Raw genomic sequence first — 16,160 nt, forward strand, 5'->3', positions numbered from 1 at the left:
CGATACATATTTCCGACTGACGCTGAAGTAGCCAGTTCAAAAAAAGTTGGGTTCTGCGCATCATTTTCATACAGAATGCACCTTTCCTGGTAATCTACGTGTCAACATTGCATCAGGTTTCACATTTTCAAAAAAACTTTTTTTTATTTTGCACATTTAATGTTTTACCTCCTGTAGATAGCCCTTTTTTCGCGCTAGTGCATTCATGCGCTTAATTTGTCTAATCGCCCTCTTTTGGCCACGAGTCCATTGGGAAGATGTGAAAACGACGACGCCACATGGGTCTTCCTTCGACCTTCCTGCTCGACCAGCCATTTGTACCAGAGAGGCTTCATCAAAAAGGCTGCTATTCGCATCCAGTACATACACATCACTCCGTGGAACCGTCACACCGCGCTCCAAAATAGTGGTTGTGACCAGTACACGTATTTCAGTTGCCCGAAAGGAACGTACCTTAGCGCTTCGTTCTTCATCCTGGGATGAAGTGCCGGCAATTGGGATATCAGGCAGACGTTTGATCAACAATTCTACTAGAGATTGAATTTGTGAGATTCGTGTTACAAACACGAAGACCTGAGCGCCGCGGTGTATGGATACGAACAAGCGCTGAATCAGGGATTCAGGAAGCCGCCCTTTTTGCAGCCAATGCTTCACAGGAGTAGTCTCCAAACGGAAGGGGACAGGCAGTGGATGACGATGAAAACGAACGGGAACCTTGGCGTGCGGTAATAGACCGCGTGCAGCCTCTTTTTGCAATAGTAGCGGTGGAGTAGCAGACAAATAAATGAACTTCCCCTCCCGCTTACACACAGCCTGTGCGGCAAAAGCGAGCATAGGATCATTGTGATAAGGAAACGCGTCAATTTCGTCAATGACAACCAGATCAAAGGCCTGACGATAGCGCAGAAGCTGATGAGTCGTCGCAAGTGTCAGCTGTCCCCTTTGCCAGCGTTCATCACTGCCTCCATAGAGCGTCACCATACTTACTTGGGGAAAGGCAATTGCCAAACGGGGCGCCAATTCCAGTACCACATCCCGACGCGGTGTCGCTACAAGCGCCGACCCTCCAAGCTCCAGCACATGTTGCAGGAGTGGAAACATCATTTCAGTCTTGCCTGCGCCAGTCACGGCCCAGAGTAAAAACCGCTCTGCCGCAACATCAGCCTTGCCGCCGAAGCCAGGCAAGTGCCATACACCTTCGCCAGTTGTTGGCGAAGAATGCCCGCTGCTGCTGTCGCGGGCAAGAACAATGCCCTGCGGCGCAGCAGCAGGGCTTGGCCCCCGACGTGTAGCCATGCCACGCCGCAGCAGTTCGCCCGCCCGGAGCCAAAGGCTTTCTGGGCGGGCGTGCCCCCGCACCCCACCGGGTGGTGCGGCCAAAAAGCGCAGCGCCGCTTCGGCGGCGGCGCGTTGCGCAGGGCTCAGCCCCCAGCGCTCAAGCTCCGCGACCGGGGCTGCGTCCGCCGTGCGCGACACGGCGGGTTTCGCTGCACCGCGCAGCAGCAACGAGCACTCACGGCTGCGCCCCAGTGCGAGACACGTCTCGCAGTAGGCGCACGCCTTGCTTCCGCACGATGCACAGCCCGTGCGGTACATCGCCCCGCTGCCGCAACGATTGCAGCGGAGATCACGCGCGGCGGACCGACGCGTATATGATGCAAGGCCAGCAGCAAAGCTGAGCCGACCTTGCAGGTACGCGAGCTGCGCAGCTGAGCGCCAAACGTTCTCCAGACCCGGCGCCGCCTCAGCCAGCAGTGCTTCAGCTTCTGGAACGAGCAATTGGCGTCCTGACAGCACATCAGCCAGCACATCCGCTTGTCGTGCCACACACTCCATATCCAGCTTTTCAATTTCACTGTTGGAATGCCTTCTTTGCTCAAGGTACAGTACCCCTGTCGATTTTCGTTCCTCACTCTCTCTCCCACACATCATGTTGCTTGCATGGAACCGTTGTTCCTCCAAATTGCGTTCACTCTCCATGTCGGAAGTCCAGCCCTGTACCTCATCCCAAATGCTTATAGCATCGATTCCTCCGCTCAGATACTGATTTGCGTCAACAGGCTCTGCATTTAGCTCGTCCTTTAGCAGTACGAGAACGTATTGCCGCCATTGCTCCCTTGTCCATCGCTTCATGTTCGTTGATCCCTTGAACACTTCACACAGCTTTACGCCCCAAGGCAATGGGAGCTCTCTCCCTAGCATCACCCATTCTTCGACAGCATCCTCCTGTCCATCGCTCCCTTTCAGCCACCATGTCATATCTACTCGAATATCCACGGATAGGCGGATATCCCATTTCCCCTTATACTTGACTGCATATACCGTAATTTTCATTTGGCATTCCTCCCAACCCTCAAATGTTTGTTTTTCTCCCTGTCTATATAACAAATAAACAAAAAAAGCACACTTCCATGGCTCATAGCCTGAAGTGTGCTTCACATCATTCGGATTTCAGTGAAATCCATTTTATCTTGCATATGCAATTCCGTGTAAACATTTATATCCGGTTTTGACCGTAATGTACACAATACTTTGTCATTAACGAACAAGGGGAGCATCCACCCACGGGTTGACTGTTCTGAGGTCAATAACAATCTGCTTTTCACCGCCTGACTTCGGTAAAACCGGGTTTCCCGGTGAAAAACGATATGAAATGACCGAAACATCCATATGGCTGTAACCTATCATCCGTGTAAGGATCGGCAACGTATCGTCCACGGATTCGTCATCCAGTACCGTCACATGCAGCGGCTTACGACGTAACCAGGCAAGTATGCTCAATGAACGCATCACCCACTCCACACGTTCTCCGTCATTAGAAGTAATGACAATATAACGGGTCGGCCGTTGATCCGTAGATAACGCACGCACTTCATCGCCATTGAGATATCCCTGAACAGCCTGTCGTATATATATAAGATGCACGACTGCGGCTCCCAGACCATATATAAGCAATATCCAAACCAAATGAGCCATCACGAAGGTTCCACCTCCTCCTATAGCGACAATATATGCCGTATAGCAGGAAGAGGTGTCACGGTTATGTACTGGGGTTCAAAGACTACACCTTACAGCGTAACCCATCCGTATTTGATGGAGTTAATAACCGCTTGTGTCCGGTCATCAACCTCCATTTTTTGCAAAATACTGCTGACATGGTTTTTGACCGTTTTTTCACTAATGAATAAATATTCACCGATCATCTTGTTGCTCTTGCCTTCTGCCATTAAGCGCAGCACTTCAGCCTCACGACGGGTCAGCGGGTTATTTTCACCTGCGACGAACTTCACGCCAGCTTCCTTGGTATGACCTTCAGCCATAGCCCCGGTTTCATTCAGGTACGTCATCCGACGGAGCTGCTGAATGAGTTTACCCGTTACCTTCGGATGAATAAACGCATACCCTTCATGTACAGAGCGAATCGCGTTAATGAGAGACTCGGCCTCCATATCTTTTAACAGGTAGCCATTAGCTCCCTTGCGCAACGTCTCAAATACATAGCTTTCATCATCATGAATGGACAGAATGATCACTTTGACATCCGGGAACATCTCTCGCAGTTTTTCCGTTGCCTCGACACCATTTTCAATAGGCATATTAATGTCCATCAGAACGATATCCGGCTTCTCTACATTACAGAACTCCAACACCTGGATACCATCGCCACATTCGCCGATGACCTCAATGTCGTCCTCCATATTCAAAATACGTTTAAGTCCTTCACGGAACAACTGATGATCGTCCGCCAAGAGTACTTTAATGGGTGCGTTACCAATTTCCTGATTTTCCATGTTGTTACTCCTTTCCCTTTTCCACGTTGGTTGGGATATGAATCACTATCTTGGTGCCTTGATTCTCAGCTGATTCGATCTCCATTCTCCCCTCGAGCAGTTCAACCCTTTCCCGCATACCAATCAGACCAAAATGTCCATGATCTTTGCTTTTCTGCTGAAAAAGCTCAGGCTTAAAGCCCAGACCGTTATCCTGCACCACGATTTTTACAAGCTGCGCCTGATAAGTAATCTCAACAAGCACATAGGTAGGATAAGCATGCTTGGCAGCGTTGGTCAAAGCTTCTTGGATCAGGCGGTAAATGGCTGCTTCCATCGCGGAAGAGAGACGGTGTTCCTTGCCCCTTGTTTCAAAAAGCGATCTAATCTTTGTTTTCTCTTCAAAATCCTGCACATATTTCCGGAGCGTCGGAATAAGTCCCAAGTCATCCAGGGCCATAGGACGCAGATTGAAAATAACCTTTCGCATTTCCTCAAGACTGGAGCGAACCTGTTTCTTCAAGTCTACTATTTCGTCCTGAACCATCTTAAATTCCTGCTTGGCGATCATTCTTTCCACAATTTCCGTCCTAAGCACTAGATGCGCAAGAAGCTGTGCAGGTCCATCGTGAATTTCACGGGATATCCGCTTGCGCTCCTCTTCCTGGGCTAAAATAATTTTCAGACCAATAAACTGTCGGTTTTTGGCCGATTCGATGATCCGCGTTACTTGTCCCAACTCACCCGACAAGTATTCCAGCACGACGCCCATCTGCGAACCGATGGTTTCGGCCCGCTCGACAGAGGCCTCGACACTTTTAGCCCGCTTTTGAAGATCATCTCTTCTGGCCTTGAGGTACATTTCCTTCTCGCGAAAGATCATCACATCGAGCTGAAGCTGTGTTGCTTTCTCATAAGCCTGCTTGATATCCTCTTCCGAATAGCGGACAAAGTCACGGCTGACCTCAGTCAGCCGAATACGGGACCGCCGATAGTTCATTTCCAGCTGATCCACCTTTTCAATCGTTTCTGCCGTTTCCTTTAGGACGCTCTGGAGTTCCTGATTTAATGTGATCAGCTCGGTCCGGGCCGTGTCCAAAATTTCGAACATCTGATATTTGCTGTTCTCCATCACCTGGATGGCATTCTTAATGACTCGGTCTATGATATCGGCTTGAAAGTCCACAAATGTTCTACTCCAATCCTAGCAATTCAAGTATATATCATACCATATCATGACTGGAGGGTGATGGTCTTCGTTTCTTGTTCCCATTTTACAGTCATTCCTAACTGCTCAGACACGAGTCTTAATGGGACTAAAGTCCTGCCACCTAACACAATGGGTGCTACATCCGTGCTCTGACGCTTGCCGTTCAGGACGACTTCTTTCTTGCCTACTGTTAAATCCATCAGCACACCGCCACGCATAATCGTAATCCGCTGATCGCCTGCGTTCCACTTGGCTTGCCCGCCAAAAGCGTCCAACACGTACTTGATCGGCACATACGTTGAGCCATTACGGGTCATCGGAGCCGCATCGATTGTTGTGGGCGTCCCGTTCAGGGTCATTGACTTTTGTCCGATAGTCATTTGAGCCGTTCCTTTTTTGAGTCCTTCGGTTCCGACCGTTCCCGGTGTATTAAAAGAAATATTATCAAAAGCGACATTGCCCGTTTTAGCACGCTCATCCTGACCTTCGGCCACATTGACTACATACAGGCGCTTGAGCTTCGCCGAATATGAAATATTCAAACCGCTCATATCTGCGTTAATGGTTTTCCAGCCGTTCCAGTCGATCGCTTTGGCCAGGTCTATATATGCTGTTTTGCCTTGGGCATCTTCCAGTTCCGCACGCAACCAGTTCAGGCTCTTATCCCCTCTAACATCAATCGAGATGGATGTAGCCGCTTGTTCAAGCGTTTGGCCAGTTGTACCATTCAGTTGGGCGTAAGCATACATTTTACCACTGCCGTTCGTCATGTCGTAGTTCAGCTCAAGCACTTTGGAATTGGCATGGTCGCCATCTCCTTGTACAACAGCCGCTGTGCCGGTAACGCCTTCCACATTCGAAGTAAAATCAACCGGATACGAAACATTTTCGAAGTTCTCCCAGTTGCTTGTGCTCGTCCCGCCGGCAGACAAGAAGACGACTGCGCTAAAACCATCGTAGCGACCGATAGCATAACCCGTTTTTACACCTGCATCCACCGTATTTACTGTAAGCTGATTATCCTTAACGCTTCCCTTAAAGCCGATAAACTCCCATTTGAGCGCATCTGACGAAATGTTGACGCTCTGGCCGTCTTTCGTCTTTGCAGTTACTGGAACCGCAATTTTAGCTCCTGCTGTAAGCGATCCTGTCCCACTGCCTGCGATAAGTGATGAAATTTCATCTGCTCCCAGCACAGTAACCTTGGTTGTAGTACTGGCTGAGCCACTGGACGCCGTCAACGTAGCTGTTCCTGGTTTTGCTCCCTTCACAACACCGCCACTCACCGACACCACGGACGGATTGCTCGATTTCCACGTCACTTGTACATTCGAGGTATCGAATGGATTGTAGTAGGTGTCATAGCCTTTAAAAGAATAGCTTCCGGTCTGGCCGATAAGCAGCGTTTTATTGCCTTTAATCGTGAAGCCTTTAAGCGTCCCTTTAGGCGCACTGGTATACACCCCCACACCGTTTACAACGCTGCGTTGCTCCGTACCGTATTCCGTATTGAACGTAAGCCCTGCTGTCGTATCTCCCAAATCGCGGGTTACCATCGTGGTGGAGCCGCCGCCATCCAGGTTCATACCCTTCCAGACACCAATATCTTTCATCAGCGTTTGCAGCTCACTCAGGGATACACCCACGCTGTTCTCGTTCTTCTCAACGGCAATGACGTAAGCGTAACGCTTGTCACGGGAATATCCCAAAGCCGTCCGCGCCCGCGTCCCGCCTATACTCGTTGTACTGCGGGAAAACGAAGTTTTCTGACCGTCATTCACCAATATGGTGTGTCCGCCAATCATCATCTGGAGATTGGAAGGATCCACCTCACTCCCTGTCGATTTGACACGAAGATGATAGCTGGTTTCTACCGTTTGTCCCACTGTCAGATGATCTTTGACATAATCGGCTGCTTTGCCATGGGTACGTAAAATATATCCGTCCTGCGGCACAGTCATATTCAATGTAGCATTATTGGAAATTTGCGTAACCACACCATTTTGCACCAACACCTCAGTAGGCGTTGTTGAGCTGTTTTTCGGCCGCTCAATTGCTTTCCAGGCAGATGTATAAATATACATAGCGTTGGAATGGCTGTAGCTGCTTCCACTCGTTTCAGGCGAATATGAAGCCTTATTCATCCCCGCTAAAGGGAAGGTTGAACCATCCCCGGCTTTTACTGTGCCTTCAAAGGTAAACTGCTCTACCATTGGGGAACCGTCTTTGGTTACTGCAAAAGCATACATCCCCGTTAAATCGGACGGAGTAGACATCAATACTCCCTTCGATACTTGTCCACCAATCGGGGCCCCCTCGCTGGAGGTATTAAAATAATCTCCGTTCACACCAGCGACTGCTCCAGTCTCTTTTGCCATACCACCTGTGCTTTGACGGGTTGTAAACTGTCCATTTTTCCCGGTCATAACATCCAGCTTGACGTATGGATTTTGCAAATCCACCCGGACGATATCAGCTAACGCTGTTCCTTTGGAGCCTTTAAAACGATATTTCATCAATGTTGCACCTGAAGTAATTATTTCTTCTCCCAGCTTTACAGTTGAAGCGGAAGCTGCACTCGCAATCGGCGCAGATATCCAGCCGTTTAACGGAATTAGGGCGCCTGTTCCGGCTACGGGTCCAACCCATAATACTCCCGCCAGCGTCAAAACAGCCCATCTTTTAGCGATCCCTCTGCCATCTACCTTCTCATTGCCTTGTCTCCTATTACCTAAAACCATATGGATGATAGCTCTCCCATCTTCATTGTATTCAAACGGACTTTTCCGATCATGTACTCTAAACTCTATCAAATAAACAAAAAAAGCCTCTTATGTTAATAGACTTATTATAAAGGCAAAAGTTACGAAAATCCCGTTAACTTTTCATAAAACAAAAACTATAAATTGACGAATGCATAATCAGCACACTATAATACACATGAACTCATTGGTTCAAATAATACTAATCAGTTCAAATCTAATTTTTGCAACCTATCGTGGAGGTTTGAAATCATGAATAAACAACGGGCACTCATCGTACTTACTTTATCCCTGAGCATTGTCATCGCTGGATGTTCCAGCGCGGAGAAAGATGCTAATCCAGGCTCAACTGCACAGCCAACCGTTGTGCGTACTGCAGTTGTCAAATCCTCTCCGCTCCATACTGCCTATAACTTGTCAGGCACTCTTCAGGCTTATGAGGAAAACACACTGGCTTTTCAAAATGGAGGCACCGTAGCCAGTGCGTATCTCACTGTCGGCACCGCTGTACAGAAAGGCACCGTAATTGCTAGTTTGGATGATGCTGACTACAAGCTTCAGGTGGCACAAGCGACAGCTTCCATCCTGGAGGCACAGGCTGGTATTGATAACGCGCAGGCTAATCTACAGGCTGCTACCTCTGCGATTCAATCCGCCGATGCCGGCATTACAGGAGCCAGTGCGAATGTTAATAAGATCAATAAAGGTGCACGTGCTCAAGAGAAGCAGCAAGCGCAAGCCGCTGTAGATAAGGCGCAAAGCGCTTATAACAAGGCCAAGACGGATAGCGAGCGTACACAGAAGCTGTTTGAGGCAGGCGCTGCTTCCGCGTCGGATAACGAGAATGCCCGCGTGAATGCTACGGCAGCCCAGAAAGATCTTGAGCAAGCCAAGGAATCCCTGTCCCTTTTGCTGGAAGGGGCTACAGCCGAAGATCATCAATCCGCCCAGGCTTCCTTTCAAGATGCGCTTGCAGGTAAAAGCAAAGCTCTCGCTGCCAGTGAACAAGCTGCGGCTTCCAAAAAGCAAGCCCATGCCAACTACGAAAAAGCCCTTGTCGCCAAGGGGCAGGCAGAACTTGCACTTTCACGCACCCGTCTAATTTCTCCTGCGAACGGCGTTATTTTAGGCAAGAGCGTGAATACAGGTGACTTGGTCGCTTCAGGCCAAGCCGTCTATCGCATAGGCTCCATTGACCGTCTCAAGGTACTGCTTCCAGTACCGGACAGTGAGATCAGAGATTGGAAAAAGGGGCAATCGGTGAATGTGATGTTATATGAAGAAAGCCGTCAAGGTACGGTTTCCAACATCTATCCTTCAACCAGTACCAATACGGGAATAGTTAACGTAGAGATCGTTATAAACAATCCACAGCGAGACTGGTTACCTGGTCAGGTCATTAAAGCTGCTCGACAGGTGACAGACAAGAACGGCATTCTCGTTCCCGCTGAAGCGGTCATTAACACGGGGAGCGAGCCTTTTATTTTCAAAGATATTAAAGGAAAAGCTGTTAAAACACCTGTAGAACTTGGCGATCAGGTTATAGACAATCAATTGCATATCGTATCCGGCCTTCGTGAAGGCGAACGCATTGTCATTAAAGGGGCAGAAAATCTGTTTGATGGAAATCCGGTTAAAGCGGAAGAAGGCGGCCGCCCATGATTGAATATTTCGTGAAAAAGCGAAAAATTACGCTACTGTTTTTTGTTATGCTTGTTTTAGTCGGAGCTTTTGGATTTTTCCAATTACCGAAGCAGGAAATGCCAGATGTCACCATACAGAATGCTATGGTAACAACAGTCTATCCCGGTGCTACACCACAAAAAGTAGAACAAACTGTAACCAAAGAACTGGAAAAGCGCATTAAGGAAGTTGAAGGTGTTAAAACGATTAGTTCGACTTCTGGCAACGGATTCTCCTCTATTTTAATCGAATCCAAAAATGGAGTTGATCCTCAAACCGTCTGGGATAATATGCGTAAAAAAGTACAGGATGCGCAAGCTGATCTTCCCCAAGGTGCTGAAACACCCGTTGTGAATGACAAGCTAACCAGCTCGTTTATCGGCTCCTATGCCCTGGTTGCTGATTCTCCTGCACCATTGTATAAACTAAATGATTTGACCACAACGTGGAAGGATCAGCTCAATACCTTATCAGGTGTATCAAGTGTCAAGTTCAATGGGCTTCCTGACCAGGAAGTACGCGTCCAAATCGACAATCAAAAGCTTCAGCAGTACCATCTGTCGTGGGGGCAGGTCGCACAAGCGATTCAGTCACAAATGGATCGGGTGCCTACCGGTGATATTGAATACAATGGGCGCACCTATCAACTCATTGTCCGGGAAACCCAAAAAGCCGAAGAATTAAATCAGGCCATCCTGACACGTACAGAGGCAGGGGCTCCTGTGTATTTGCGAGATGTCGCTACAACGGAGCTGTCACATCCCCAAGCAGAATATTTTGCCTATGTAGGGGGGAAGCCAGCCATTACGCTAAGCATTGGAGCAGAAAAGGGTACAGACGTCCCGCCTATGAGCGAAAAGGTCAATGTCAAGCTCAAAGAGCTGGAAAAAACACTTCCCAAAGGTGTTCGCCTTGAAACTCTTTTTGCACAAAAAGATCAGGTAGATCATATCTTCGAGGATTTAAAGCGTGAAACGATTCTTGCAATTGTGGCTGTTATTCTCGTTTGTATGCTGGGTTTGAATTTGCTTACCTCTGCTTTTGTCGCATTGGCGATTCCGATTTCGGTTGCGATTGCCATTATCTTTTTGCCCATGTTCGGCATTACACTCAATCAAATTTCCGTTGTCGGTCTGATCATTGTACTTGGGATACTCGTCGATGACGCCGTAGTGGTCAATGATAATATTGAGCGGAGACTTACGGAATTAGGAGAATCGCCTACAGATGCAGCTATAAAAGGAACCAAAGAGGTGATGCTTTCTATTTTGGTTGCCACACTGGCTACCATCTCGGCCTTTGCTCCACTGTTGTTTCTACCCGGAAATGTAGGGGCATTCATCAAGCCCATTCCCGCCATTGTTTCTCTGACCATGCTTGCCTCCATGATCATGTCACTCACCATCATCCCTATTTTCCGAGGATGGTATGAGAAACGCAGGCAGACTCGTCAACCTAAGGGTAAAGCTAAACCGGCAGGCTTGTTGGGCCAACAGATTCAGTCTTTAAACAAGCTGTATTCACAAAAGTTGATGTCCAAAGTCATTAAGCGTCCCTTGCTGACTGCAATGGCAGGACTCATGTTTGGAACAGCCGCTTATGGATTGCTTCCTTTTACATCAGTTGAACTCTTTCCTAAATCAGAGGACCCTCATGTCGCATTAAAAATAAAAATGCCTATAGGCACCTCTGTTATAGAAACAGACCAGATCGTCAAAGACATTGCAGGTTGGATAAAGAAGCAACCCGAAACCTCAAAGGTCGTCTACAGTGCCGGAGGAACTGCACCGCAATTATATAGTGACATTAATAGTTCGGGTGGAGATATTAGATATGATGAGACGGTAGGACAAATTGCCGTCGTCGGCAAACAAAATATTTTTGATCTCGATACGACAGTTAATGCTTGGGAACAGCATGTTAAAAAGTCCTACCCTGGAACTACAGTTACGACGTATGTTCCACGTCTGGGAGTCCCGGTGGGTAAGCCCGTTTCTATCCGGATTTCAGGTCAGAATCTGAATCAGCTGCAAACTCTTTCCCAAAAAGTAAAAGAGCAGATCGCCACAGTAGAGGGTACAACAGGCATCGTGGATGATATAGGAATTGAAAGATATGCACTGGATTTGCAGGTTAACAAGCAAGCCATGGATCAATACCTGGTAAGCTACACAGATCTGACCCGTACTCTGCTTCTATTAAAAGAAGGGGCTAAAGTTAGCCAATTTGATACAGGTAACGATCTGGTGGATATTAAATTGTATTTGAATCATAGCAGCGAGGAGCCCAGCGCGCTTTTCCAACAATTAAGTGTAGTCAATTCAGCCGGTGTGCAGATTCCGTTAAACCAGCTCGTACAGGTTAAGCCGTCATTTGCTATTCAGCAAATCAAGCATTACAATATGGAGCGAACGATTACGGTAGAAGCCGACTTGAACGGGCGAACTGCAAGCGAAGCGATGGTGGATGTAGAAAGCAAACTGGCACAAATGAAGTTCCCTGAAGGCTATAAATGGGAGGTAGGCGGCGAAACATCCGATCAGTCCACCATATTCGCGGATTTAGGAAAGCTGGCGATTGTTGTTGTCCTACTCATTTTACTCTTGATTACCATGCAGTTTTATTCTCTCTCCATTCCTATTATCATTATGACGACAGTGTACTTGGCAGCAGCCGGTGGAATTATTGGTATTTTCCTGACAGGTATGCCTATCGGATTTATGAGCATCATGGGAATTATCGCGCTGGCGGGAATTGTAGTGCGAAACGGAATTGTGTTAATTGAGTTCATCGAGGATGCCCGGCATGAGGGAATGGAGCTGAAAGAAGCTGTGATAAAAGCAGCCGCTGCCCGTTTTAGACCCATTTTATTGACTTCTCTGGCTGCAATAGTAGGTATGATTCCGTTAGCCCTACTGGGAAGCCTGCTCTTTAAGCCACTGGCGTTTACCGTCATTTTCGGATTGTTATTCTCGACGTTGTTAACCCTGTTTGTAGTGCCGTCATTGTATATGATCATGGCCAAGTACAAAATGCGCCGTCAACTCAAAAAACAGCAACACACGGTTATCACACACGATCAACCTTTGTAGTTGCATACTGAGAAGTACACACTGTCGGATTGAACCCTAGGGGGAAGTATGTATGGAAAGCAAAAAAAATGATATATTACAGGCGGCCATTCGGCTGTTTTCCAGAAAAGGCTACTATTCAACATCTGTTGAAGAGATCGCCAAAGAAAGTGGGATGGCAAAGGCATCCTTTTATAAATATTTTCAGGGAAAAGAAGAACTGCCTCTAGAAATGTGCATTATCCTAGAGAAAAATATTGAACAGGATATCCGGGCACTTTACAGTAAACCTGATCTCACTAATCATGATAAACTGCACGGTTTTATTGTACTCTATTTAAAAAATCTTGTTGAAAACAAGGTATATCTTATGATAAATATGCCTGAACCATCCATGCTCATTTTTCAGAATGAACAACTCAATGACGTCTTCGAACAACATGAATACAAGCTGTACAAATGGGTATGCGACTGCTTGATTGATGTTTTCGGACCCGACATTGAAGATTCTGCATGGGATATAACCTTTGTACTCAAAAGTGTTGTATTTGAATACATTCGCTTCTTTGCGGATCGGATGAACGATGAAACGGTTGAAAATCTTACTCAATTCATTATTTTCCTATCCAATTCCTTGGTTGCCAGCCTGAAGAGTACCGATTTGGCCCCTCATTTGTGGAGCAATCAGGGCTGGTTGCCTGAAAGCATTCTAAGCAACCCCTTTGGTCAGGGCCGCCAGATTAACGGCCTTCTCTACTCTCTGGAGGACAGCATTCTGCTGTCTTCTTGGAGTTCGAGTGAAAAGCAGGAATACCAGCAAATTGCTGCTCTATTAAAGGAAGAAGCTTTGAAAGCGAATCCTCAGATGGGTCTTTTAAAAGCTCTCTTTTCATATTTGGAGCAGCGGAAGGAACTAAAAAAAGTTTGTCATTTGCTCCAAAAACTGTTGAATCTTACATCCCCAACGGAGTAGGCGCTTAGAAATTCATCACAGCAATTCACAACTTAGCTTGTAGAATACATCAAAAAAGACTGCTCATATAAATCATGAGACAGTCTTTTTTTTGGTTATTGCTTATATTTGATAGCATATGGGAAATTACAGACCGGCTTGCACTCTCAGAGCGTCAGCTTTATCTACACTCTCCCATGGCACATCCAGATCTGTACGACCAAAGTGACCGTAAGCAGCCGTTTGCTTGTAAATTGGACGACGCAGATTTAGCATTCGAATGATACCTGTGGGGCGAAGATCAAAATTGTTACGAATCAGTTCAACGAGCTTCTCGTCGCTTACTTTCCCAGTACCGTATGTATCGACACTAATGGAAACTGGTGTAGCTACACCAATGGCATAGGCAAGCTGAATTTCCACCTTATCTGCCAATCCGGCTGCAACAAGGTTTTTCGCTACATAACGGGCAGCGTAAGCAGCGGAACGGTCCACTTTGGTCGGATCCTTACCGGAGAATGCTCCCCCACCATGACGCGCATAACCACCATACGTATCTACGATAATTTTGCGGCCTGTTAGACCTGCATCCCCTTGAGGCCCGCCAATAACAAAGCGACCTGTTGGATTGATGTAATACTTGGTTTGCTCGTCCAGCAATTCCGCAGGAACAACTGGCAAAATAACCTTTTCCTTGATGTCTGCCTGAATTTGCTCTAATGTAGTATCTTCTGCATGCTGTGTAGAAACTACAATGGCATCAATACGAACTGGTTTGCCATTTTCATACTCTACCGTTACTTGCGTTTTACCATCCGGGCGAAGGTATTTTAATGTTCCATCCTTGCGCACTTCGGCCAAGCGGCGTGCAATCCGGTGAGACATGGCGATAGGCAACGGCATCAACTCAGGTGTTTCATTCGTAGCAAAACCGAACATCAACCCTTGATCGCCTGCTCCAATGTTCTCCGTTTCTTTATCTACCTCAGCAGGATCACGGCTTTCCAGAGCAGCGTTAACCCCTTGAGCGATGTCCGGCGATTGTTCATTCAAAGAAGTCAATACAGCGCAAGTATTATAATCAAAGCCATATTTCGCACGTGTATAGCCAATTTCCTTAATCGTATTGCGTACAATGGATGGAATATCCACGTATTCCGATTTGGAGCTGATTTCACCAATGACGAGAACGAGACCAGTAGCTACTGATACTTCACACGCTACCCGTGCATTAGGGTCATTAGCCAAAAAGGCGTCCAATACGGCATCGGAAATCTGATCACAGATTTTATCCGGATGACCTTCTGTTACAGATTCAGACGTAAACAAATGACGGCCTTTTACAGACATGAATTTCAACCTCCCACAATTAAAATACATGAGGATTTGTATAAAATCCTGACATGGCAATGGCATTAGCCAGACACTCTCACGCCAACATGTGGCCGGAAAATGACTTCTATACCTGATTAACAAAAAATGAACCTTTTCCGGTAGGAAAAGGTTGCGTACAAGCCTCAAATGCCATGATATCCTATTTAAAACAAGGTGTCAATTCATATCACCCAATTACAAAGGGCCAAACTAAGACAAATTGACAAGAAATAAATTTCTCATCCACATGAGGATAGCCTTATTAAAAAAACGATTCACGTCAAAATCAGTTAAAAATTATTGCAACTTACAAGGTACCAAATTCAGATAAGCTGCGTTCGGCAGATTGTACCAATCGCTTGGTAATTTCACCACCTACAGAGCCATTCTGTCTTGAAGTCAAATCACGCCACTCCACATTTGTGCTTCCTTTAAACTCGCCCAACTCCGCAGCAAACTCACTGTCGGCACTCGGATGTATATGCGTATATTGGGGATTATAAACAGGAAGCCCAAACTCAGCAGCAATTTCATACTTCAAATCATTTAATCTGGCACGGCTTTCGGGAATCAATCGTCTTTGACCTTTTGACGCCATCGTACACACCTCCATCAATTGTATTTTCTTTCATGAAGTTAGTGTGCAGCGTTTGGAGTCAGCTTAGCCAAGAACAATTTGCTATCCCAAGCAGTATTTACGAAAAAGAACATTCCAACATACAATCTATTGGAGAGTATAACCGCCACGTACCATGACGACCAGGCCAGACTTCTGTCCTTCTTTTACCTGAATACCTCTTCCTTCTCTAGGAAAAGATAGTAAATGATTTTTCTCAACCGCCTGATTATGGACAATTTCTGTTCCGGAAGTGATATCAATAGCTCCACTGGCATCCATACTATAAACAACAGCATACCCGTTACGTAAAATAAATTCCGCCCCAACTTTGGCAATCAGCTTTTGACCAGGCTTTACATCAACAACCTTCAATTCCTCGGTCTGTTCCACAGCTGCGGAGGCTTTGCCTGTACTAGGCGCTCCCGAAGTTGTTGCGTTAGAAGGAGCGTTTGTGGTGGGAGCTGCTGAACTAGTCGTTTTACTATTAGTGCTACTTGCTGATACTCCACCTTTGATTGCCTGAGCGATTTTCTGGTCAACATAGCTTTTGGTTACAACTGGATCATCAGATGTACCTGGTTGTCCAGAGCTGGAGGCTCCATTAACAGAGTTGTTCATTAAGGAGCCTGCAACTATCCCTCCTCCAAGTAAAACCGCAGCCAGCGTTACTTTGTAGCGTGATTTCATGAAAATCCTCCTACAGCAGGTTAATGCATTGT

11 protein-coding genes are annotated in these 16,160 nt (G+C 46.8%); 3 read left to right on the forward strand and 8 right to left on the reverse strand.

Annotated elements, in window-relative coordinates:
- Positions 1-156: 156 nt before the first annotated feature.
- The 5 genes from NST83_RS22840 to NST83_RS22860 form a co-directional block, all read right to left on the reverse strand.
- Positions 157-2,334 (reverse strand): helicase-related protein, encoded by a 2,178-nt coding sequence (locus tag NST83_RS22840; protein WP_342415764.1) that lies wholly within the window; start codon positions 2,332-2,334, stop codon positions 157-159.
- Between the two features lie 204 nt (positions 2,335-2,538).
- Positions 2,539-2,976: a hypothetical protein gene (locus NST83_RS22845; protein ID WP_342418027.1), complete on the reverse strand. Its 438-nt coding sequence runs from the start codon at positions 2,974-2,976 to the stop codon at positions 2,539-2,541.
- 92 nt (positions 2,977-3,068) lie between these two features.
- A complete protein-coding gene (locus NST83_RS22850) occupies positions 3,069-3,791 on the reverse strand; it encodes a response regulator transcription factor (RefSeq protein WP_137060550.1) in 723 nt (240 codons plus the stop codon).
- A 4-nt stretch (positions 3,792-3,795) separates the two neighbouring features.
- Complete coding sequence (locus tag NST83_RS22855; RefSeq protein ID WP_137060551.1) at positions 3,796-4,956, reverse strand: sensor histidine kinase; 1,161 nt, start codon at positions 4,954-4,956, stop codon at positions 3,796-3,798.
- 47 nt (positions 4,957-5,003) lie between these two features.
- The gene (locus tag NST83_RS22860; RefSeq protein ID WP_342415765.1) at positions 5,004-7,721 is read right to left on the reverse strand and encodes a stalk domain-containing protein; all 2,718 of its coding nucleotides are present in this window, start codon (positions 7,719-7,721) and stop codon (positions 5,004-5,006) included.
- Between the two features lie 273 nt (positions 7,722-7,994).
- Here NST83_RS22860 and NST83_RS22865 point away from each other — a divergent pair, with 273 nt between their 5' ends.
- Genes NST83_RS22865 through NST83_RS22875 form a run of 3 tightly spaced genes read left to right on the forward strand, consistent with a single transcriptional unit; the run spans position 7,995 to position 13,469 of the window.
- Entirely contained in the window at positions 7,995-9,404 is a 1,410-nt protein-coding gene (locus NST83_RS22865; protein ID WP_342415766.1) for an efflux RND transporter periplasmic adaptor subunit, read from the forward strand.
- On the forward strand, positions 9,401-12,517 hold the full coding sequence (locus NST83_RS22870) for an efflux RND transporter permease subunit (protein WP_342415767.1): 3,117 nt from the start codon (positions 9,401-9,403) through the stop codon (positions 12,515-12,517). The genes NST83_RS22865 and NST83_RS22870 overlap by 4 nt, the downstream gene beginning before the upstream one ends.
- Positions 12,518-12,569: 52 nt before the next feature.
- Positions 12,570-13,469, forward strand: coding sequence for a TetR/AcrR family transcriptional regulator (locus NST83_RS22875; RefSeq protein WP_342415768.1), 900 nt, complete (start codon positions 12,570-12,572; stop codon positions 13,467-13,469).
- A gap of 126 nt (positions 13,470-13,595) precedes the next feature.
- Here NST83_RS22875 and metK read toward each other — a convergent pair whose 3' ends face one another.
- From metK to NST83_RS22890, 3 genes are all read right to left on the reverse strand, one after another.
- Positions 13,596-14,798, reverse strand: coding sequence for a methionine adenosyltransferase (gene metK / locus NST83_RS22880; protein ID WP_137060556.1), 1,203 nt, complete (start codon positions 14,796-14,798; stop codon positions 13,596-13,598).
- A gap of 331 nt (positions 14,799-15,129) precedes the next feature.
- Positions 15,130-15,420: an alpha/beta-type small acid-soluble spore protein gene (locus NST83_RS22885; RefSeq protein WP_342415769.1), complete on the reverse strand. Its 291-nt coding sequence runs from the start codon at positions 15,418-15,420 to the stop codon at positions 15,130-15,132.
- A gap of 126 nt (positions 15,421-15,546) precedes the next feature.
- Positions 15,547-16,128 carry a hypothetical protein gene (locus tag NST83_RS22890; RefSeq protein ID WP_342415770.1) on the reverse strand — a complete coding sequence of 194 codons (582 nt, stop codon included), beginning with the start codon at positions 16,126-16,128 and terminating at the stop codon, positions 15,547-15,549.
- Positions 16,129-16,160: the final 32 nt, after the last annotated feature.

The sequence above is a fragment of the Paenibacillus sp. FSL R10-2782 genome, assembly GCF_038592985.1.
In the GTDB taxonomy this organism is placed as follows: domain Bacteria; phylum Bacillota; class Bacilli; order Paenibacillales; family Paenibacillaceae; genus Paenibacillus; species Paenibacillus terrae_C.

What these genes read in the sequence shown, in the direction of transcription:
- NST83_RS22840 (WP_342415764.1), bottom strand. Translation starts at nt 2,334, where the DNA reads ATGAAAATTACGGTATATGCAGTCAAGTATAAGGGGAAATGGGATATC.
- NST83_RS22845 (WP_342418027.1), bottom strand. Translation starts at nt 2,976, where the DNA reads ATGGCTCATTTGGTTTGGATATTGCTTATATATGGTCTGGGAGCCGCA.
- NST83_RS22850 (WP_137060550.1), bottom strand. Translation starts at nt 3,791, where the DNA reads ATGGAAAATCAGGAAATTGGTAACGCACCCATTAAAGTACTCTTGGCG.
- NST83_RS22860 (WP_342415765.1), bottom strand. Translation starts at nt 7,721, where the DNA reads ATGGTTTTAGGTAATAGGAGACAAGGCAATGAGAAGGTAGATGGCAGA.
- NST83_RS22865 (WP_342415766.1), top strand. Translation starts at nt 7,995, where the DNA reads ATGAATAAACAACGGGCACTCATCGTACTTACTTTATCCCTGAGCATT.
- NST83_RS22870 (WP_342415767.1), top strand. Translation starts at nt 9,401, where the DNA reads ATGATTGAATATTTCGTGAAAAAGCGAAAAATTACGCTACTGTTTTTT.
- NST83_RS22875 (WP_342415768.1), top strand. Translation starts at nt 12,570, where the DNA reads ATGGAAAGCAAAAAAAATGATATATTACAGGCGGCCATTCGGCTGTTT.
- metK (WP_137060556.1), bottom strand. Translation starts at nt 14,798, where the DNA reads ATGTCTGTAAAAGGCCGTCATTTGTTTACGTCTGAATCTGTAACAGAA.
- NST83_RS22885 (WP_342415769.1), bottom strand. Translation starts at nt 15,420, where the DNA reads ATGGCGTCAAAAGGTCAAAGACGATTGATTCCCGAAAGCCGTGCCAGA.
- NST83_RS22890 (WP_342415770.1), bottom strand. Translation starts at nt 16,128, where the DNA reads ATGAAATCACGCTACAAAGTAACGCTGGCTGCGGTTTTACTTGGAGGA.